At 74.1% G+C, this 17634-nt stretch carries 19 protein-coding genes and 1 pseudogene; 9 read left to right on the top strand and 11 right to left on the bottom strand.

What is annotated here, in order from left to right; genetic code table 11:
* Window positions 1–448: 448 nt before the first annotated feature.
* Window positions 449–1462 carry a non-homologous end-joining DNA ligase gene (gene ligD, locus BLR33_RS16010; RefSeq protein WP_407639685.1) on the bottom strand — a complete coding sequence of 338 codons (1014 nt, stop codon included), beginning with the start codon at window positions 1460–1462 and terminating at the stop codon, window positions 449–451.
* 31 nt (window positions 1463–1493) lie between these two features.
* Window positions 1494–2318 carry a DNA polymerase ligase N-terminal domain-containing protein gene (locus tag BLR33_RS16005; protein ID WP_245771429.1) on the bottom strand — a complete coding sequence of 275 codons (825 nt, stop codon included), beginning with the start codon at window positions 2316–2318 and terminating at the stop codon, window positions 1494–1496.
* A 212-nt stretch (window positions 2319–2530) separates the two neighbouring features.
* Here BLR33_RS16005 and BLR33_RS16000 point away from each other — a divergent pair, with 212 nt between their 5' ends.
* The 3 genes from BLR33_RS16000 to BLR33_RS15990 all read left to right on the top strand — a co-directional run bounded on the left by BLR33_RS16000 (window position 2531) and on the right by BLR33_RS15990 (window position 5198).
* Window positions 2531–3829, top strand: coding sequence for an MFS transporter (locus tag BLR33_RS16000; RefSeq protein ID WP_176930280.1), 1299 nt, complete (start codon window positions 2531–2533; stop codon window positions 3827–3829).
* Between the two features lie 131 nt (window positions 3830–3960).
* The gene (locus tag BLR33_RS15995) at window positions 3961–4581 is read left to right on the top strand and encodes a TetR/AcrR family transcriptional regulator (RefSeq protein WP_093785116.1); all 621 of its coding nucleotides are present in this window, start codon (window positions 3961–3963) and stop codon (window positions 4579–4581) included.
* A 155-nt stretch (window positions 4582–4736) separates the two neighbouring features.
* Window positions 4737–5198, top strand: a complete 462-nt coding sequence (locus BLR33_RS15990) for an SPW repeat protein (RefSeq protein WP_176930279.1) — start codon at window positions 4737–4739, stop codon at window positions 5196–5198.
* Window positions 5199–5400: 202 nt separating this feature from the next.
* Here the strand turns inward: BLR33_RS15990 and BLR33_RS15985 are convergent, their stop codons facing one another.
* The 3 genes from BLR33_RS15985 to BLR33_RS15975 form a co-directional block, all read right to left on the bottom strand.
* On the bottom strand, window positions 5401–6126 hold the full coding sequence (locus BLR33_RS15985; RefSeq protein WP_245771428.1) for a response regulator transcription factor: 726 nt from the start codon (window positions 6124–6126) through the stop codon (window positions 5401–5403).
* Window positions 6123–7295: a sensor histidine kinase gene (locus tag BLR33_RS15980; protein ID WP_093785115.1), complete on the bottom strand. Its 1173-nt coding sequence runs from the start codon at window positions 7293–7295 to the stop codon at window positions 6123–6125. The genes BLR33_RS15985 and BLR33_RS15980 overlap by 4 nt, the downstream gene beginning before the upstream one ends.
* Window positions 7296–7399: 104 nt before the next feature.
* On the bottom strand, window positions 7400–8116 hold the full coding sequence (locus BLR33_RS15975) for a hypothetical protein (RefSeq protein ID WP_093785114.1): 717 nt from the start codon (window positions 8114–8116) through the stop codon (window positions 7400–7402).
* Between the two features lie 423 nt (window positions 8117–8539).
* Here BLR33_RS15975 and BLR33_RS15970 point away from each other — a divergent pair, with 423 nt between their 5' ends.
* Together BLR33_RS15970 and BLR33_RS15965 are read left to right on the top strand one after the other, a co-directional pair.
* On the top strand, window positions 8540–9061 hold the full coding sequence (locus BLR33_RS15970) for a hypothetical protein (protein WP_093785113.1): 522 nt from the start codon (window positions 8540–8542) through the stop codon (window positions 9059–9061).
* A gap of 163 nt (window positions 9062–9224) precedes the next feature.
* Window positions 9225–10121: a sigma-70 family RNA polymerase sigma factor gene (locus BLR33_RS15965; RefSeq protein WP_093785112.1), complete on the top strand. Its 897-nt coding sequence runs from the start codon at window positions 9225–9227 to the stop codon at window positions 10119–10121.
* Window positions 10122–10155: 34 nt separating this feature from the next.
* Here the strand turns inward: BLR33_RS15965 and BLR33_RS15960 are convergent, their stop codons facing one another.
* Entirely contained in the window at window positions 10156–11778 is a 1623-nt protein-coding gene (locus BLR33_RS15960) for an MFS transporter (RefSeq protein WP_093785216.1), read from the bottom strand.
* Window positions 11779–11890: 112 nt separating this feature from the next.
* On the bottom strand, window positions 11891–12373 hold the full coding sequence (locus tag BLR33_RS15955; RefSeq protein WP_093785111.1) for a MarR family winged helix-turn-helix transcriptional regulator: 483 nt from the start codon (window positions 12371–12373) through the stop codon (window positions 11891–11893).
* Between the two features lie 50 nt (window positions 12374–12423).
* Between BLR33_RS15955 and BLR33_RS15950 the strand changes: the two genes are divergently transcribed.
* The 3 genes from BLR33_RS15950 (at window position 12424) to tatA (ending at window position 13931) form a co-directional block, all read left to right on the top strand.
* The gene (locus tag BLR33_RS15950) at window positions 12424–13179 is read left to right on the top strand and encodes a dienelactone hydrolase family protein (RefSeq protein ID WP_093785110.1); all 756 of its coding nucleotides are present in this window, start codon (window positions 12424–12426) and stop codon (window positions 13177–13179) included.
* Between the two features lie 2 nt (window positions 13180–13181).
* Complete coding sequence (locus BLR33_RS15945) at window positions 13182–13448, top strand: DUF6295 family protein (protein WP_093785109.1); 267 nt, start codon at window positions 13182–13184, stop codon at window positions 13446–13448.
* Window positions 13449–13652: 204 nt separating this feature from the next.
* Window positions 13653–13931, top strand: a complete 279-nt coding sequence (gene tatA / locus BLR33_RS15940) for a Sec-independent protein translocase subunit TatA (protein WP_093785108.1) — start codon at window positions 13653–13655, stop codon at window positions 13929–13931.
* A gap of 343 nt (window positions 13932–14274) precedes the next feature.
* Here tatA and BLR33_RS15935 read toward each other — a convergent pair whose 3' ends face one another.
* Window positions 14275–14769: a MarR family winged helix-turn-helix transcriptional regulator gene (locus tag BLR33_RS15935; RefSeq protein ID WP_093785107.1), complete on the bottom strand. Its 495-nt coding sequence runs from the start codon at window positions 14767–14769 to the stop codon at window positions 14275–14277.
* A gap of 102 nt (window positions 14770–14871) precedes the next feature.
* Between BLR33_RS15935 and BLR33_RS15930 the strand changes: the two genes are divergently transcribed.
* The gene (locus BLR33_RS15930; RefSeq protein ID WP_093785106.1) at window positions 14872–15420 is read left to right on the top strand and encodes a YceI family protein; all 549 of its coding nucleotides are present in this window, start codon (window positions 14872–14874) and stop codon (window positions 15418–15420) included.
* A 113-nt stretch (window positions 15421–15533) separates the two neighbouring features.
* Here the strand turns inward: BLR33_RS15930 and BLR33_RS15925 are convergent, their stop codons facing one another.
* From BLR33_RS15925 to BLR33_RS15915, 3 genes and pseudogenes are all read right to left on the bottom strand, one after another.
* Entirely contained in the window at window positions 15534–15917 is a 384-nt protein-coding gene (locus tag BLR33_RS15925) for a rodlin (protein ID WP_093785105.1), read from the bottom strand.
* Between the two features lie 319 nt (window positions 15918–16236).
* On the bottom strand, window positions 16237–16839 hold the full coding sequence (locus tag BLR33_RS15920) for a phosphatase PAP2 family protein (RefSeq protein ID WP_093785104.1): 603 nt from the start codon (window positions 16837–16839) through the stop codon (window positions 16237–16239).
* A gap of 146 nt (window positions 16840–16985) precedes the next feature.
* Window positions 16986–17633 (bottom strand): annotated as a pseudogene (locus BLR33_RS15915) (DedA family protein); the annotation flags it as partial.
* Window position 17634: the final 1 nt, after the last annotated feature.

The following is a 17634-nucleotide window of genomic DNA, read 5'->3' as shown; positions in this document are numbered from 1 at the left end:
TCCCCCAGGGCATCGCCTGGGGGTACCCCCAGCGCCCCTTTCGGGCACGCGTCTGCCCCCACCCTGCCGTCCCCGTCCGCGCCCCGGTGGTGGGTTGCTCGCGCAGTTCCCCGCGCCCCTTCGGCTACGCGTCTGCCCCCACTCCGCCGCCCCGGCCACAGGCCGGTCGATGCCTGGGCGCGCAGTTCCCCGCGCCCCTGGGTGGTACGGCCTCGCCGTGCGCGCCAAGGGCAAGCTGTATAGGGGCGCGGGGAACTGCGCGCCCAGCAGGCCACCGGCCTGCAGCCGGGAACACGCGGAAACCCCTACGGCGGGTCGCCGTTCTTGGGGGCGCTGGGGGTACCCCCAGGCGAAGCTCTGGGGGAGGAACTGCGCGACAAGCCCAAATGCGGGCGGCAGGCGGCGACGAGACAGGAACCCCCACGGCGGGGACCGGAACCCCGCCTGCTCAGGGGACCGTCTCGCGGGTGATCTCGGTGGGGGGTTTGTCGTCGCGGAGGCCCAGGAAGCGGGGGTGGCGGAGCAAGCCGTCGCGGGTCCACTCGCCGAAGGCGACCTGGGCCACCAGGGAGGGGTTCACCCAGTGGGGGCGCGGCTCGCGGACCCGGTCCGCGAAGGGCGAGGTGTCACGGGTGAGCCCGTCCAGCCGGGAGCGCAGCTCCCTGAGCACCGCCTGGCTGTAGCCGGTGCCCACCTTCCCGGCGTAGCGCAGCTGTCCCGCGGCGTAGTAGCCGAGCAGCAGCGCCCCGAAGCCGATCCGCGAGCCGGCCGGCTCGGTGAACCCGCCGATCACGAACTCCTGCCCGGCCGCGCACTTGAGCTTGAGCCAGTCCCGCGACCGCCGCTGCTGGTAGGTGGCGTCGGCCCGCTTCGCGATCAGGCCCTCCCAGCCGCGCCCGCACGCGTCGGCGAGCAGATCGGCGTCAGGGCGGTCGCGCGGGTGGTTGCGGTGCGGGGTCCAGCGCAGCGGGTCCTCGAAGCCGAGGGCGTCGCGCAGCAGTGACTTGCGGGTGCGCAGCGGCAGCCGCGTGGTGTCCCAGCCGGCCAGCGCGAGGACGTCGAAGACGTAGTAGTGGACGGCGACGGGGCTGGCCCGTACCGCCCGCGGGTCGGTGAGGCCGAGCCGCTGCTGGAGCAGCCCGAAGTCGGTGCGCCCGTCCCGCAGGGCGACGACCTCGCCGTCGACCGTGAAGTCCGCGCAGTCCTGCGCGGCAAGCGCCTCGACGACCTCGGGGTAGGTCGCGCCGATGGAGCGCCCGGTGCGCGAGAGCAGCCGTACCCCGCTCGCGTCCCGCACGGCCAGCACCCGCACCCCGTCCAGCTTGCGCTCGAACAGCCAGCGGTCGTCGAAGTCGCGCCGGTCGCTGAGGGTGGCGAGCATCGGCCGTACGGCCACGTCCGCCCGGTCCGCGGGGGCGGGCCGCAGCAACTCCCGCGGTACGGCGGCCAGCCGGGGGCTCACGACCGTCCTCCCGGCACCGCGCCGGCCGCCCTCATCGGTCCGAGTGCCAGACGGGGCCGCCCGCGCGGGCCACCTGGCGCAGGGTGCGGCCGGTCCTGATCGAGCGGGCCCGGCCCGGGTCGGGGGTGCCGCGGCGGCGCGCCGGTGCGGCCGGGGCGCGGCTGCCGCCGGCCCGGCCGGCGCCGCCCGCCCGCCGCGCGGGCCCGCGCTCCTCGGACCTCACCAGCAGCCACGCCTCGCCCTTGGCGTGCCCGCTCTCGTCCGGCTCGCCCTCGCCCTTGCGGAACCGGGTGAGCGACCATCGCCCGTGCAGCTTGCCGTCGAACAGCCGGAAGGAGGCGTGGCCGCGGCGCAGCGCCTCGGCGAAGGGGATCTCGCGGCCCGAGCGGTCGGTGCTGGCGTTGCGGTAGCGCCCGGCGTCCCAGACGATCACCGTGCCGCCGCCGTACTCGCCCGCCTCGATGACGCCCTCGAAGTCGCGGTAGGCCATGGGGTGGTCCTCGGTCGGCATCGCGAGGCGCTTGTCGTGCGGGTCGTCCGAGGGGCCCTTGGGCACCGCCCAGGACTTCAGGACGCCGTCGACCTCCAGCCGGAAGTCGAAGTGGAGGCTGCTGGCGTCGTGGATCTGGATCACGTACGAGGGCGTCCCCGCCCCGTCGGCGCCCGGCGCCTCGTCCCCGCTCGGCTCGGCGGTACGGGCGAAGTCCCGCTTGCGCCGGTACGTGCCGAGCGGGTCCTTGCCCGCCCGGCCCGAGCTGGTGCCCGAACTGTTGCCCGAACTGGCCGCCGGCTTCCCGCCCGGCTTCCTGCCCGGGGTCCCCGCTGCGGCCCGGGCTCCCTTCGCGGCTGCTGACACGGCTGCCCTCCTGCTCCGGACGTTCTCCGGCGCGGGCCGCGCGGGCCCGCTCCGGGCGGTGGCCCGGGACCGTACCACCGCCGTACGGGCCCGGGAAGCGGACACCCCACGGCTCACCCGTAGGGGGCGCGGCAAACCACCGGTTGACTTGAACAGACAGGTCTGTCTAATGTAGATGCTCGCACCACACATCCGTCCCAGGGGAGCATGCCATGTCCGTCGCACAGACCACTGACGCCACCCGCCGAAGGCCGAGCCCGAAAGAGGCCGCCACCGGTCCGGCGGGCGCCGGCGCGGCCGCCGGGCGGCGCGGGCTCGGTCCCGGCGCGGCCATGGCGCTGCTCGCCTCGATCGTCGTCACCCTGCTCGCCGCCTCCAGCGCCCCCACCCCGCTCTACGCGGTCTACCAGCGCGAATGGGGCTTCTCGCCGATCACCACCACCGTCGTCTTCGGCGTCTACGCCCTGATGGTGCTGGTCGCCCTGCTGATCTTCGGCAAGATCTCCGACCACGTCGGCCGCCGCCCGATGCTGCTGGTGGGCCTGGCCGGCCAGGTGGTCGCCATGGTGGTCTTCGCCAACGCGGGCAGCGTCGCCCTGCTGATGACCGGCCGCGTGGTGCAGGGCGTGTCCACCGGCGCCGCGCTCGGCGCCATCGGCGCGGGCCTGCTCGACATCGACCGGGCCAAGGGCGCGCTCGCCAACTCCTTCGCCCCGCCGATCGGCACCGCCACCGGCGCCCTGGTCTCGGGCCTGGTCGTGCGCTACCTGCCCGCGCCCACCCACTTCGTCTACTACGCCCTGCTGGCGATATTCGTGGTCCAGGCCCTCGGTGTGCTCGTGCTGCGCGAGACGGTGACCCGCAAGCCGGGCGCGCTGGCCAGCATGGTGCCCGAGATCAAGCTGCCCAAGGCCACCCGGGGGGCCGTCGCCGTCGCCGTGCCGGTGCTCTTCTCGGTGTGGGCCCTGGCCGGCTTCTACGGCTCGCTCGGCCCGGCCCTGATCGACGGCCTCGCCCACTCCGACTCCGTGGTCTACGGCGGTCTGCCGCTGTTCGTCCTCGCGCTGCCGGCCGCCCTGTCGGTGCCGCTGCTGCGCCAGGTCGCCTCGCGCACCGTCATGGTGGTGGGCGTGGCCGCCCTGATCGTCGGCGTCGGCCTCACCGTGCTGGCGATCGGCTCCGGGGGCGGCGGCACCGGTCCCGAGACGCTCTTCCTGATCGGCAGCGCGGTGGCCGGCTTCGGCTTCGGCGCCGGCTTCCAGGGCGGCATCCGGCTGGTCGTGCCGCTGGCCGAGCCGCACGAGCGGGCCGGCGTGCTCTCCTTGCTCTACGTCGTCTCCTACCTCGGCATGGGCCTGCCGGCCGTGATCGGCGGCGTGCTGGTGGTGCACGGCGGCGGGCTGCTGGACACCGCCCGCGAGTACAGCGCGGCGGTCGTGGTGCTGGCCGCCGGCGCCCTGGCCGCGCTGCTGCTCGGCCGCCGCACCCCGCAGGCTGTCCAGGAGAGCTGACGTTTCCCGGACGGTCCCGAGTGCTCGTGGACGGTCCTCTCGACGGCGCCCGCCGGGAGACCCTGGCCCCCGGCGGGCGCCGTCGAGAGGACAGCCGTACGATAGACAGACCTGTCTGAGAGGGATCGACGATGATGCCGAAGTCTGCGGCCAAACCGTCCGCGCGTGAGCGCCTGCTGGCGGCGGCCAACGAACTCTTCTACGCCGAGGGCGTGCAGTCGACCGGTATCGACCGGGTCATCGAGCGCGCCGGCGTCGCCAAGGCGTCGCTCTACAACAGCTTCGGCAACAAGGACGGGCTGGTCCGCGCCTACCTGGAGCTGCGCCGCGACAACAACCTCGCCCGCATCGACCGCGCGCTGACCCGTTTCCGCACGCCGCGCGAGCGGCTGCTCGGCGTCTTCGACGCCCAGGGCGAGCAGATCACCGACCCCGGCTACAACGGCTGCGCGTTCATGGCCGCCTGCTCCGAGGCGCCGCACGGCAGCACCGCCGAGGAGGTCACCGCCGTCTACCGCGGCCGGATCCGCGCGCTGTTGACCGAACTCGCCGCCGACTGCGGGGTCGCCGACCCGGCCGGCCTCGCCCGCAAGCTGCACCTGCTCTACGACGGCGTCACCTTCTCCGGCCGGATGGACCACGACCCGACCGCGTCCTCCTTCGCCCGCGAGGCCGCGGCCGCGCTGCTGGACGCCGCCGAGAAGGCCCCCGCGGAAGCCCTGCCGGCCTCGCAGGCGCCCGCCGCCACCTGAACGGATGCGCGCACCTGGACAAAACGTCCCGCTTCGGGTGGCACCAAGGCGGTCAGCGGTTTTACGCTGAGTAAGGATGCGGCAGCTTCGGAATGGAGAACCGAAGGACATCCGGCGTAAGAAGCGACTGCACATGCGAAAGGGAGGTGGCTTAGATGGCCACCGATTCGACTCATTCGCCGACTTCTCCGTCGACGCACTCCGCCATCGACCAGCACCCGGACATCATGGGGCTGCGGGCCCGGTACGCGGAGGTCTCCGACAAGCCGTTCGCGGGCGTGATCGAAGGACTGTGCCTGCTCACCGGCCTGTGGCTGGCGATCTCCCCGTGGGTGGTGGGTTTCGACAACATCGCCAGCCTGCGTGTGAGCAACCTGGTGGTCGGCCTTGCGCTGGCCGTACTGGCCATGGGCTACGGCTCTGTCCTGGAGCGCACCCACGGCCTCGGCTGGGTGGCCGTGGCGATCGGCATCTGGACCATCATCGCGCCATGGGTGGTGACGGGGAACGCCAACACCCACGACACGATCTGGAACAACTGCTTCACCGGCGGTGCCGCGTGCTTGCTGGGGCTGCTCACCATGGGCCTCGGCTTCATGCGGCGGCGCGCCCGCTGAGGGGCGCGGCCCCGCCGCAGGCAAGGCCCGAAGGGGCGGCTCCCACTGCCGGGACCGCCCCTTCGGCGTGTCCGGAACCGCGCCGCGATCCTCAGCCGGCACGGGCGGCGTCAACCGGCGCCGGGTCGCTGCTGATGCGCGTCGGCCCGCGTCGGTCTGCGTCGGCCCGCGTCGGTCTGCATCGCCCTGACGCGCCCTGCCGCTAGTCGAGGCCGTGCTCGCGCGCGTAGCGGGCGGCGGCCGCGCGGTCGCGTGAACCCGTCTTCGCGAAGACCCGGTTGATGTGGGTCTTCACGGTGTTCGCGCTCAAGTAGAGCTCGGCGGCGATCTCGGCGTTGTTGCGGCCGCGGGCGATCAGCGCGAGGATCTCGGCCTCGCGCGGGGTCAGCCCGTCGGGCAGCTCCTCGCGCCGGGGCGGCCCCGGCCGGTCGGCCGCCGCCGGCTCCGGCTCCCGGCCGCCCGCCGGGCCCTCGGCGGCCGCGGCCAGCAGCGCGGCCTGCACCTGCGGATGCAGCACCGTCAGGCCCGAGACGGCGCTGCGCAGTGTCTGGGCGATGTGCAGCCGGTCGGCGTCCTTGGTCAGGTAGCTGCGCGCGCCGGCCCGCAGCGTCTCCAGCACCGAGCGGTCGTCGGCGTACGTGGTGAGCACCACCACCGCCACCTGCGGGTGCTCGGCGGTCAGCCGGCGGGTGGCCTCGATGCCGTCCATCACCGGCATGTGCAGGTCCAGCAGGATGGCGTCGGGCCGCTGCTCGGCGACGACCTCCAGCGCCTGCCGCCCGTCGGCCGCCGAGCCCACCACGTCGATACCGGGCAGCAGGTCGAGCAGCAGCACCAGCCCCTCGCGCACGGCGGCCTGGTCGTCCGCGACCACCACCCGCAGCGCGGGCTCGCCGCCGCCCGCGGCCCCCTCCTCGCTCGTGTTCACGCGGTGGGCCGCCCGTTCGCCGGCACGCTCGCGGTCACCGTCCAGGTGCCGCCGGAGGCGCCCGCGGTCAGGGTGCCGCCGAGCAGCAGCAGCCGCTCGCGCATGCCGGTCAGGCCGTAGCCGCCGTCGACCGTGGCGAAGGCGGCCCCGGGCGGGGGCGCCCCGTCGGCGAGCGGGTTGGCGAGGGTCAGGGTCACGGTCTCCTCGCCGTACTCCAGGCCGACGGCCACCGGGCGCCGGGGCGCGTGCTTGGCGGCGTTGGTCAGCGACTCCTGGGCGGTGCGGACCAGGGCGAGCGCCTGGTCCGGCGGCAGCGGCAGCGGCTCGCCGGCGACGGTGAGCCGCACGGTGCCGCCGTGCCGCTGCTCGTGGATGGCGGCCATCCGCGTCAACTCCTCGGTCAGGGGCGGGGTGTCGGATCGCAACGCGTGCACCGCGCGGCGGGTCTCGGCCAGGCCGTCGGAGGCCATCCGCTGGGCGACGGTGAGTACCTCCACCGCCCGGCCGGTGTCCTGATGGTCCGTCAGCAGGGCGCGGGCGGCCTGGATCTGGATGCCCAGGGCGCCCAGCGAGTGCGCGAGCACGTCGTGGATCTCCCGGGCGAGCCTGGCCCGCTCGTCCAGCACCGCGCCGCGGCGCTGCTCGGCCCGCAGCTGCTCGGCCTGGGCGAGCAGGACGGCGCTCTGCTCGGCCTGCGCCCGGTACGCCCGCCGGTTCAGGCCCACCAGCAGGCCGGCGACGAGCAGCAGCGGCACCCCGAGCAGCGTCGCGGTGTCGGCGCCGACCACGGCCGAGGCGACCAGCGAGGCCGCCGCCGCGATCCCGTACACCGCCCAGGCGGCCGCCCGCCGGGAGTGCACGGCCATCTCCAGGACGGCGATCGTGCCGAGCGCGGCCAGCGAGGTGAGCCCCGGCTGCACGGCCACCACCGCGGAGACCACGGCGATGCCGCCGAGCACCGCGGTCCTGGTGACCTCCCCGGCCACCGCGCCGGACCGCTGCCGCCGCAGGTCCAGCAGCCCCCACACGGCCAGCAGCAGGCCGCACAGGGCGTACGCCGCCGTGGTCACCGGCAGCGCGACAGGACCGAGCGGGCCGCCCGCGAAGACGTCGATCCCGATCACGACGTACGCGCACGACCGGACCAGCCACGAGACCGCCTGGAGCACGAGAGCACGATAGCCCCGCGGCGCCGGCCGGGGCGCGGTCGCTCCGGCCGGCCTGTGGACAACCGCGCGTCCGACCCGGCGCAGCCCGTACGTGGCCGGGCCTGTCACCGGAACCGCCGGGAGCCGCGGCGGCGGTCCGTCCCGCGGTCGCGGCCGCGCGGAGAGGTGCCCAGGGGGCCGTTCTGCGTCCCGTTGCGCACGCCGTCGAGGAGCCCGTCCAGAAGACCGCCGCGGCGGCCGCGGACACCCGAGAGGCCCGACAGGTTCGAAGGGCGCGGGTGCGAAGTGCCCGAAGGGTTCGCCGTGTTCGCCGTGCCGGGGGAGAGGCGGTCGGCCAGGAAGACCGAGCCGTCCTTCTCGCGGGCGAAGGGGATGCCCGCGCTCCACGCCCGGTAGGTGATGGCGGCGGCCTGCCCGAGCCGGTTGACGCCGAGCAGGAACACGATGGGCGCGCTGGATGCGGCGACGTGCGCGCCCATGGCGCCGGCCAGCAGCGTGCTGAGCAAGCGGACGGCGACCAGCGCGACCCACAGCAGCAGCCCGCGGACCGGCATCCGTCCCCACAGGCCGCCCTCGCGCGCCTCCAGCCGCATCATCGCGCCCTGCCCGGCGCCGATGGCGGCGGCGACCAGCGCCCCCGCGGCGAGGAAGGCGACGTCCAGCGGCCGCACCGGGTGGCCGCTGCTGCCGAGCCGGGTCAGCCCCACGACGGTGAGCACCAGCGGCAGCACGACCACCCGCTTCCCGCGCAGCGACTCCCCGAGCAGCTGGCGGCCGATCACGTACGCCACGATCGCGATCACGGCCAGGACTTCCAGCATGGCGTCCTCCTCCTTCTACGGGGTTCGACGGGGGTTCGACGGGGTGGGACGGGGTTCGACCGGGGTCTGCGGCGGGCCCCGCACGGGCTGCCACCGGGGTCTTTCGGCCGGGCCCCGATCCGCGGCCCGGCCGCCGGTCCCCGTGGGGTCCCGGCTCCGACGACGCTACGGAGCGGGGCCGGAGGCGGGCGTCACACCGCGGGGTGAGGCGCGGGGTGATCCGCCCGGCACGACGGGCCCCGCCAGGGGTGACGGCCCGGGGTGAGGACGCCCGGCGGCGGGGTGAGGGGCCGCCGGCGGGTCACCCCGGAAGTCGCCCCCTGCTACGGCGCCCCGGCACCCCCCGCGGCCGGACGCTGTGCGAGCCGGGCGAGACGGCCCGGCCGGCCCCGGCCGCGTCCCCGACCCGTGAGGGAACCGCTCATGTCCACGCTCACCCAGGCCCTGGTGATCAACGTCGCCGTGCTCTTCGCGGTCCTGGAGGCCGACCTCGGCCCGCACCGCAAGATCGGCCCCTTCCGCCTGCTGCGGCCGGTGGTGCTCGCCGGGACGATCGTTCCCCTCTTCGCCAAGGCCCTGGTCACCCAGGGCGACGGCCTGCGCATCGAGGTCGGCGGCACCCTCGCCGGGATCGCCTGCGGCCTGGCGGCGGCCGGCCTCACCCACGTCTACCGCAGCCCGCGCACCGGCCGCCCGGTCAGCCGGGCCGGCCTCGGGTACGCGGCCCTGTGGGTGGCGGTGGCCGGCGCCCGCACGGCGTTCTCCTACGGCTCCGAGCACTGGTTCTCCGCGCAGCTCGGCCGCTGGATGGTGCGCCACGCGGTCACCGGCGACGCCATCACCGACGGGCTGGTGCTCATGGCGGTGGCGATGACGGTCACCCGCACCGCCGCGCTGGCCGCCCGCGCCTACGGGGTCCGGCGGAGCGAGCCGGTGACGGCCTGAGCCCCCGGCAGTCCCGGCGCAGTCCCGCCGAAGCGCCGAATCCCCGCCGCAGTCCCGCCGACGCGCCCGCGCAACCCCGCCGCAGCGCTCCACCGTCCTGCACAACGTCCCCGTGCGGCCGTCACATTCGCGTCCGCCGCTGCGTCAGAGGAGGGTGATCCCCATGACGAGTGACGACGTGGAATCCCTGGCGGCGCGGTTCGAGGAGCACCGCGGGCACCTGCGGGCGGTCGGCTACCGGATGCTCGGCTCGGTGAGCGAGGCCGAGGACGCCGTCCAGGAGGCGTGGCTGCGCCTGGACCGCACCGGCGCGGAGGGCATCGGCAACCTGGGCGGCTGGCTGACCACGGTCACCGCCCGGATCTGCCTGTCGATGCTGCGGGCCCGCGGGCAGCGCCGCGAGGAGCCGCTGGAGATCCACGTGCCCGACCCGCTGCTGACCGCGCCCGCGGCCACGGGCCCCGAGGAGCAGGCGGTGCTCGCCGACGCGGTGGGCCTGGCCCTGCTGGTGGTCCTGGACACCCTCGGCCCGGCCGAGCGGGTCGCCTTCGTGCTGCACGACATGTTCGGCGTGCCCTTCGACGACATCGCGCCCGTCGTCGGCCGCAGCCCGAGCGCCGCCCGGCAGCTGGCGAGCCGGGCGCGGCGCCGGGTGCAGGAGTCGGGCACCGAGCCGGACCGGGACGCGGCCCGCCAGCGCGCTGCGGTGGACGCCTTCCTCGCCGCGGCCCGCGGCGGCGACTTCGAGGCGCTGATGGCCGTCCTCGACCCGGACGTGGTGCTGCGGGCGGACGCCGGCACCCGCGGGCTCGGCTCCTCGCGGGTCGTCCGCGGCTCTGGCGAGGTCGCCCGCCAGGCGATGCTCTTCCGCACGCTGGCCGAGACCGTCACCGCGCGCCGGGTGCTGGTCGGCGGCACGGAGGGGCTGCTCGGTGTGGCCGGCGGCACCCCGGTGTCGGTGATGTCCTTCACGATCAGGGACGGCCGGATCACCACCATCACGATCCTCGCCGACCCCGACCGGCTGGCCGCGCTCCCGGTGCCGCCGCTGGAGCCGTAGCAACCGCCGCTCCTGCGCGGCCGGTTCGGGGGATTCAGCGCCCCGCGTCCTCGGCCGGCGGGGTGGGGACGCCGCGCAGCGCGGAGGCGGTGGCGGCCAGCAGCGACATGACCGCCGCCGTGGCGAAGACGATCACCAGGCCGTGGTGGAAGGGCGAGGAGATCAGATCGGGGAAGAACTCCTTGCCGGTGAGCACCGCCCGGTTGTGCGCGGGCAGGGTGGGCAGCGTGCCGGACGGCTTGAGCAGGGTCTCCACCGGGTTCACGCCGAGGAAGGCGGAGAAGACGGTGGAGACCGGCGGCAGGGTGGCCGCGTGGTGCGCGACGCCCGCGGGGACGCCCTGGGCGCGCAGCCCGGACTCCAAGGTGCCCGGCAGCCGGTCGGCCAGGCCGATGATGAGCAGCGAGAAGAACACCCCGATGGACAGCGAGGTGCCCGAGTTCTGGAACGTCGAGCGCATCCCGGAGGCGGCACCGCGGTTGGCGGCGGGCACGCTGCTCATGATCGCCGAGGTGTTGGGCGCGGAGAACATGCCCGAGCCCATGCCGTTGAGCAGCACCAGCAGGGCGAACGCCCAGTAGGGGAAGTCGATCGGCAGCAGGAGCAGCCCGACGAAGCTCAGGCCGAACAGCACCAGCCCACCGGTGGTGAACCAGCGCACCCCGAACCGGTCGGACAGCGTGCCCGAGACGGGCCCGGCGAGCAGGAAGCCCGCGGTCAGCGGCAGCAGGAAGATGCCGGCCCACAGCGGCGCGTCGGCGTAGTCGTAGCCGTGCAGCGGCAGCCAGATGCCCTGCAGCCAGATGATCAGCATGAACTGCAGGCCGCCGCGGGCCACCGAGGCGAGCAGCGCGGCCGCGTTGCCCGCGGCGAAGTGCCGGTTGCGGAACAGCCCGAGGTTGAACATCGGCTGCCGCACCCGGGTCTCCACGAAGCCGAACACCACCAGCAGCACCGCGCCGCCGATCAGGCCGGCGAGCACCTTGGGGCTGGTCCAGCCCATGGTGTGACCGCCGTAGGGCTGGATGCCGTAGGTGATGGAGACCAGGATCAGGCCGCAGCCCAGGGCGAAGGTGAGGTTGCCCCACCAGTCGATCCGGGCGGGGTTGCGGGCGGAGATCTCGCGCAGCGAGCGGTAGGCCCAGATGGTGCCGAAGACGCCGACGGGGACGTTCACCCAGAACACCGCCCGCCAGTCCCAGGCGGACAGCAGGCCGCCGAGCACCAGGCCGATGAACTGCCCGGACAGCGCGGAGATCTGGTTGACGCCCAGCGCCATGCCGCGCTGGTGGGCGGGGAAGGCGTCGGTGAGGATCGCGGCGGAGTTGGACATCAGCATCGCGCCGCCCAGCGCCTGCACGATCCGCCAGCCGATCAGCCACAGGGCGCCGTGCACCCCGTGGAAGGGGTCGAAGGACAGCGCCACCGAGGCGAGGGTGAAGACCACGAAGCCCAGGTTGTAGATGCGCACCCGCCCGACGATGTCGCCGAGCCGCCCGAGCGAGACCACCAGCACCGCGGTGACCAGCAGGTAGCCCATGATCATCCACAGCAGGTACGTGATGTTGCCCGGCGCGAAGGGGTCCAGGTGGATGCCGCGGAAGATCGCCGGCATCGAGATGATCACGATCGAGGCGTCCACCATGGCCATGAACATGCCGAGGCTGGTGTTGGACAGCGCGAGCCACTTGTAGCGGTCGGGCCGGCCCTGCCCGCCGGGGGCGCCGTCGGCGGCGGCCGGGTGGGCGCCTGCGGACCGCGCGGGCTGCTCAGACACGGCGGGTGATCCTCTCCAGCAGCGGGATCGCCGCCGCCAGTTGCTCCTGCTCCTGCTCGGTCAGCTCCTCGGCGATGGCGGCCGTCAGCCGCCGCGCCCGCTCCTGCCGGGCGCCGTGCAGCCCCGCGCGGCCGGCCGCGCTCAGCGCCACCACGATCCGCCGGCCGTCCGCCGGGTCCTGCGTGCGCTCCACCAGGCCGCGCTCCGCGAGCACGCCGACGATCGTGCACATCGACTGCGGCCTGATGCCCTCGCGCGCCGCCAGCTCCGAGGCGGTCGCCGGGCCCTCGCGGTCCAGCAGCACCAGCGCGGACGTCTGGGACAGCGTCAGCTCGCCGCCGGGCCGGTACTGCCGCAGCCGCCGCACCAGGGGGCCCAGCGCGGCCCGCAGGTCAGTGCCGAGGCGGGCGGCGCCCCCGGCGGGGTCCGGGGCCGGTGCGGGGCCTTGTGCGCGCTGCTCTCCCGTGGATGACATGATCTTCAGTATAAACTGATCAGTCCAGGCTTATGGTATAGCTGAGGCTCATGAGCGCATCCCCTTCCGGATCAATGACCGCCACCACGATCACCATCGCCGGGCACGGCGGCGACGAGATCGAGGCGTACATCGCCCAGCCCGAGGGCGACGCCGCACGCGGCGGAGTCGTCGTCATCCACCACATGCCGGGGTACGACCGGGCCACCAAGGAGATCACCCGCCGGTTCGCCGAACTCGGCTACGACGCCATCTGCCCCAACCTGTACTTCCGCGAGGCGCCCGGTGCCGCGCCCGACGACGCCGCCGCGGTCGCCCGCGCGCAGGGCGGCGTGCCCGACGAGCGCCTGATCGGCGACGTCGCCGGCGCCGCCGCCTACCTGCGGGCGCTGCCCACCTCCAACGGCAAGGTCGGCACCATCGGCTACTGCTCCGGCGGCCGCCAGTCCGTGCTGTCCGGCACCGCCCTCGACGTGGACGCGGTCGTCGACTGCTACGGCGCCTTCGTCACCGGCACCGTCCCCGAGGGCTTCCCGCTGAAGGTCACCAACCTCGTGGACCGCCTGCCGGGCCTGAAGGCGCCGGTGCTCGGCCTGTTCGGCGCCGAGGACCAGTACCCGAGCCCGGAGCAGGTCGACGAGTTCCGCCGCATCCTCACCGAGCAGGACACGCCCTTCGAGTTCCACTCCTACGAGGGCGCCGGCCACGCCTTCTTCGCCGTGGACCGGCCCAGCTACAACGTGGCCGCGGCGAACGACGGCTGGGAGCGGATCGAGGCCTTCTACGGCGAGCACCTGGGGAGCTGACCATGTGCACCTACACCACGGTCCGCGACACCGTCGACGGCAGCGCCAAGGGCCCGGGCGGCTCCTGGTTCCACGTCACCGACATCACCGTCTACTTCGACCACCCCTTCCACGCGATGGCCGAACACACCCTGAACATCGACTTCGCCGCCCCGGAGAAGGGCCCCGCCGCCCGGGTGGCGGTGGAGCTCACCGCCGACTCGGCGAGGCGGCTCATGGCCGCGATCCAGGAGGCGCTGGACGCCGTTCCCGTGGAGATGCAGGCCTGACACGGGACACGTGAGGCATCTCACCCGGGGCGCCGGAGGGCCACCTCCGGCGCCCCTTCGTGTGATCGGCACGGTGGGAGGGTCTTCCCGTTCACGAGCTTTTTGCGCATGCTTTGAGTACCCGGGTTGCCGCCGACGCGGCCTCGCGGGTGACAATGCGACAGTCGAAGCGTTGAGTTCGGCCTGAGAAATGAGGATGGTCCCATGTTGCGAAACGGGCTGGAGCCCTGGCACCTGATCGTGGTGGCGATCGTCGTCATCGTGCTCTTCGGTTCCAAGAAGCTGCCGGAGGCCGCGCGCGGGCTCGGCAAGTCGATGCGCATCCTGAAGTCCGAGGCCAAGGCGATGAAGAACGACGACACGCCGGCCGGCGGCACCACGACCGCGAGCGCCACCCCGACTCCCGAGGCCATCACCCCGACCGACGTCGTGACGGCCACCGAGGCCCAGCAGCCCGCCCCGGCCACCGGCTCGGTCAAGTAACCCGGCCCCGCCCCGGAGGCGCCCACCCCGGCGCCCCCCGGGCCCGCCGGGCCCCACGGGGGCACTGGGCGCCGGCCTGCGGCCGGGATGAGGCGGAACTGTCTACGGCGGTAGCCCGCAGGGGCGCTGGGGGTACCCCCAGGCGAAGCTCTGGGGGCGGAACTGCGCGCTCAGCAGGCCACCGGCCTGCGGCCGGGAACGGCGCGGGTGGGGGCAGACGGTCTGCCGTTCTTGGGGGCGCTGGGGGTACCCCCAGGCGGAAGCTCTGGGGGCGGAACTGCGCGACAAGCCCCCACCGGCCTGCGGCCGGGAACGAGACGGAACCCTTACACCGAGGAACCCTTCACTCGCATTCTTCGGCCTCGCGCCGAGCCTCGGCGCACTCCGTACGCAACCCCGCCGTGATCGCCCGCCCGATCTCCCGCAGCGCATCGAGCTGCTCAGCCGTCAGCACGTCGAACAGATGCGCCCGCACCGTACTGACATGCCCCGGCGCCGCGGCCGCCAGCGCGGCGAACCCCTCGTCGGTGAGTTCGCACACCCACCCCCGGCGGTCCGCGTCGGCGGGCCGCCGCACCACCCACCCGTTCTTCTCCAGCGCGGACACCGCGTGCGACAACCGGCTCCGCGAGAAGAGCGAGACCTCCGCGAGGTCGCTCATCCGCAGGCACCGCTCCGGCGACTCCGAGAGCCGCACCAGGATCTCGTAGTACGCCATCGGCATGCCCGCGTCCCGCCGCAGCTGCCGGTCCACGTGCGCGGCGAACTCATTGGTGGCGGTCATGTACGCCCGCCAGATCTCCTGCTCCGCCGCCGTGAGCCACCGCACCTCGTCCATAAACCCAGCATAAGGGTGGTTGAAGTTTCAACTCCAGAGCGCTAGGGTCTGTGAAAGCTCAATCATTCTCGCGATTCGCCGTGCACCCGCAAGGAGCCCCACATGACCACGCAGACCGAAACGATCGACGGCTACGTCGCCGGCACCTGGACGATCGACGCGGTCCACTCCGACGTGTCCTTCTACGTCCGCCACCTCGGTGTCTCCAAGGTCCGCGGCCACTTCGCGACCTTCGAGGGCACCATCGTGACGGCGGAGAACCCGCTGGAGTCCACCGTGAACGCCGTCATCAAGACGACCTCGGTGAGCACCAACAACGAGATGCGTGACAACCACGTGCGCGGCGAGGACTTCCTGGACGTCGAGAAGTTCCCGGAGCTGACCTTCTCCTCCACCGGTATCCGGCAGAAGACCGCCGAGCTGTTCGAGGTGGACGGCGACCTGACCCTGCACGGCGTGACCAAGCCCGTCACCCTGCAGCTGGAGCTCAACGGCTTCGGCACCCACTACGAGGGCCACCCCATCGCCGGCTTCTCCGCCGCCACCGAGATCAGCCGCTCGGACTTCGGCGTGACCGGCGGCGCCGCCGGTGCCGCGGTCAGCGACAAGATCAAGATCGCCCTGGAGATCGAGGCCGCGCAGAGCGCCTGACCACCGTCCGGCGCCCGGCGCCGGAGGTACGTCCCAAGGGCCTGGCACGGCGGCCGCCCGCGCGGGGAGCGCGGACGGCCGCCGTGGTGTTTTCCGCCGGGGCGGACGCGGGCTCAGCCGTTGCCGGAGAGCACCGCGTCGTCGGACAGCAGGTGCGAGAGCGGGCCGTCGCCCTGGATCTGGCTGGAGTTCTGGGCGCACTGCTGGTTCTGCGACGAGTCCAGCACATTGATGTCCTGCACGGTGATCGGCACCAGGCCGACCAGCGAGCCGAGGTCGGCGTTGACCGGGACGGCCACACAGGGCTTGTTGAGCGAGCCCTGGACCAGGCCGATCTGCGGGCTGAGGTTGCCGCCTGTCGTGGTGTTGCCGAAGGACTCGCTGGAGCCGTTGCCGTTCACGGTGGTCGGCCCGCTCTGGGCGGTCGCGGCGCCGGCGGTCCCGGCGAGCACGGCGGCGGCGAGGGCGCAGGCGGCCAGTAGGGTGCGGGTGCGCATGGCACTCCTTCTGCTAGGCGTGATCCCGGTAGAGGTGATCCGGAAATCCGACGATCACACCCCCGGGTGGGCGCCCCCCGTCATTGCGCCGAACGGCGGCGCGCCCCCGCCTGCGGTCGGCCGCACCAGCACGCCGAAGGCGCTTGGACGGCACCCGCGCCGGGATCGGGCCGCCGTCGGTCGGCACCTGGCCGGCAGCCGGCCAGCCTTTCCGAAGCGGTCGCCGGGCACTTCGGGCGCACCCGTCCGGCACCCGTCCGGCGCTCCCGAAGCGGTCGCCGATCACTCGGGACGCACCCGGGAGGGACCCGAACCGGGCTCAGGAGTCGGCCAGCACCGGTCGCAGCCGTGTCACCCGCAGCCGCGCCACGAGCGGCGCCGCGAAGTGCGTGAGCGACATCAGCGGCCAGGCGACCAGCACGCCCACGACGATCCCCGCCAGCACGTCGTGCGGGTAGTGCACGCCGATCCACACCCGCGACAGCGCCAGGGCGAGCGCGAACGGGGCCGCGACCAGCCCGAGCCTGCGGTCGGCGAACAGCAGCGCCACCGCCGCGGCCACCGCGATCGCGGCGTGGTTGCTCGGGAAGGAGTAGTCGCCGAGCCCCGGGCACGCCTCGACCGTCCCGGTCACGTGCAGCGTCCGGCAGGGGCGCTGCTCGCCGACGATCGACTTCACCACGTCGTTCGCCCCGTAGGCGACCACCACCACCAGCGGCACCGCGAGCACCGCGGCCATCCGGCCCTCGTCCGCGGGCCGGGCCCGCCACCACGCGAGCAGCATCAGCACGGCGAACAGGCCGAGCCCGTAGTCGCTGAAGAAGCGGACCGTGTCGTCGAGGGGGGCCGGGGTGTGCTGCGAGGCGTGCACCACCCAGCGGTAGAGGCCCGCGTCGACGCTCGAGTCGAGGACCGCGCTCATCGCCGCTCTCCTTCCGTCGTGCCGGAGTAGCCGGGAGCGCCGGTGCCGTACTCCGCGCCGTGCTCGTCAGGGCCGTACGCGCCCCCGCCGTACCCGGGCTCCGCCGGGCCCGTGCCGGCTCTGCCCGCCGCGTGGCGCCCCTGCGTGCCGGCGGCGGCCGGGGCAAGGCGGGAGCGGCGTACCTCCAGGGCGAGCGGGACCAGCGAGACCACGACGATCAGCGCCACCACCGGCAGCAGGTAGGTGTCCACGCTCGGGATCGAGGAGCCGAGGCCGTAGCCGGCCAGCACCAGGCCGACCGTCCAGACCGCGCCGCCCGCGCACTGCCACAGGGCGAAGGTGCGCCCCGGGACGCCGAGGGCGCCGGCCAGCGGGTTGAGCACGGTGCGCACCACCGGGATGAAGCGGGCCAGGACGACGGCCTTGGCGTGGCCGTAGCGGTCCAGCAGCTCGCCGGCCCGCTCGGCGCCCTCGTGCAGCCGCCGCGACCGGCTCCTGGCCAGCAGCGCGGGGCCGCCGCGGCGCCCGAGCACGTATCCGGCCTGGGCGCCCAGCAGCGCGCCCGCCACCGCCGCGAGCAGCACTTGCCACAGCGACAGATGCAGCGAGCGGGAGCCGCCGGGGACGCAGAGCAGGCCCGCGGTGAAGAGCAGCGAGTCGCCGGGCAGGAAGAAGCCCACGAGCAGGCCGGTCTCGGCGAAGAGCACGGCGGCGATGCCGAGCGCGCCGAAGGACGACAGCAGCGAGGTCGCGTCCAGCGGATTCAGGGCCAGGTCCGGCAGCGGCAGGGGCATG

The organism is Actinacidiphila guanduensis, assembly GCF_900103985.1.
GTDB lineage: Bacteria > Actinomycetota > Actinomycetes > Streptomycetales > Streptomycetaceae > Actinacidiphila > Actinacidiphila guanduensis.
The sequence above is the reverse complement of the archived record's forward strand: the minus strand, read 5'-3'. Positions and strand labels throughout refer to the sequence as shown.

Excerpts from the sequence above, each read along its gene's own strand:
- BLR33_RS16000 (WP_176930280.1), top strand. The coding sequence starts at position 2,531 with ATGTCCGTCGCACAGACCACTGACGCCACCCGCCGAAGGCCGAGCCCG.
- BLR33_RS15995 (WP_093785116.1), top strand. The coding sequence starts at position 3,961 with ATGATGCCGAAGTCTGCGGCCAAACCGTCCGCGCGTGAGCGCCTGCTG.
- BLR33_RS15990 (WP_176930279.1), top strand. The coding sequence starts at position 4,737 with ATGGCCACCGATTCGACTCATTCGCCGACTTCTCCGTCGACGCACTCC.
- BLR33_RS15975 (WP_093785114.1), bottom strand. The coding sequence starts at position 8,116 with ATGCTGGAAGTCCTGGCCGTGATCGCGATCGTGGCGTACGTGATCGGC.
- BLR33_RS15970 (WP_093785113.1), top strand. The coding sequence starts at position 8,540 with ATGTCCACGCTCACCCAGGCCCTGGTGATCAACGTCGCCGTGCTCTTC.
- BLR33_RS15965 (WP_093785112.1), top strand. The coding sequence starts at position 9,225 with ATGACGAGTGACGACGTGGAATCCCTGGCGGCGCGGTTCGAGGAGCAC.
- BLR33_RS15960 (WP_093785216.1), bottom strand. The coding sequence starts at position 11,778 with ATGTTCATGGCCATGGTGGACGCCTCGATCGTGATCATCTCGATGCCG.
- BLR33_RS15955 (WP_093785111.1), bottom strand. The coding sequence starts at position 12,373 with ATGTCATCCACGGGAGAGCAGCGCGCACAAGGCCCCGCACCGGCCCCG.
- BLR33_RS15950 (WP_093785110.1), top strand. The coding sequence starts at position 12,424 with ATGAGCGCATCCCCTTCCGGATCAATGACCGCCACCACGATCACCATC.
- BLR33_RS15945 (WP_093785109.1), top strand. The coding sequence starts at position 13,182 with ATGTGCACCTACACCACGGTCCGCGACACCGTCGACGGCAGCGCCAAG.
- tatA (WP_093785108.1), top strand. The coding sequence starts at position 13,653 with ATGTTGCGAAACGGGCTGGAGCCCTGGCACCTGATCGTGGTGGCGATC.
- BLR33_RS15935 (WP_093785107.1), bottom strand. The coding sequence starts at position 14,769 with ATGGACGAGGTGCGGTGGCTCACGGCGGCGGAGCAGGAGATCTGGCGG.
- BLR33_RS15930 (WP_093785106.1), top strand. The coding sequence starts at position 14,872 with ATGACCACGCAGACCGAAACGATCGACGGCTACGTCGCCGGCACCTGG.
- BLR33_RS15925 (WP_093785105.1), bottom strand. The coding sequence starts at position 15,917 with ATGCGCACCCGCACCCTACTGGCCGCCTGCGCCCTCGCCGCCGCCGTG.
- BLR33_RS15920 (WP_093785104.1), bottom strand. The coding sequence starts at position 16,839 with ATGAGCGCGGTCCTCGACTCGAGCGTCGACGCGGGCCTCTACCGCTGG.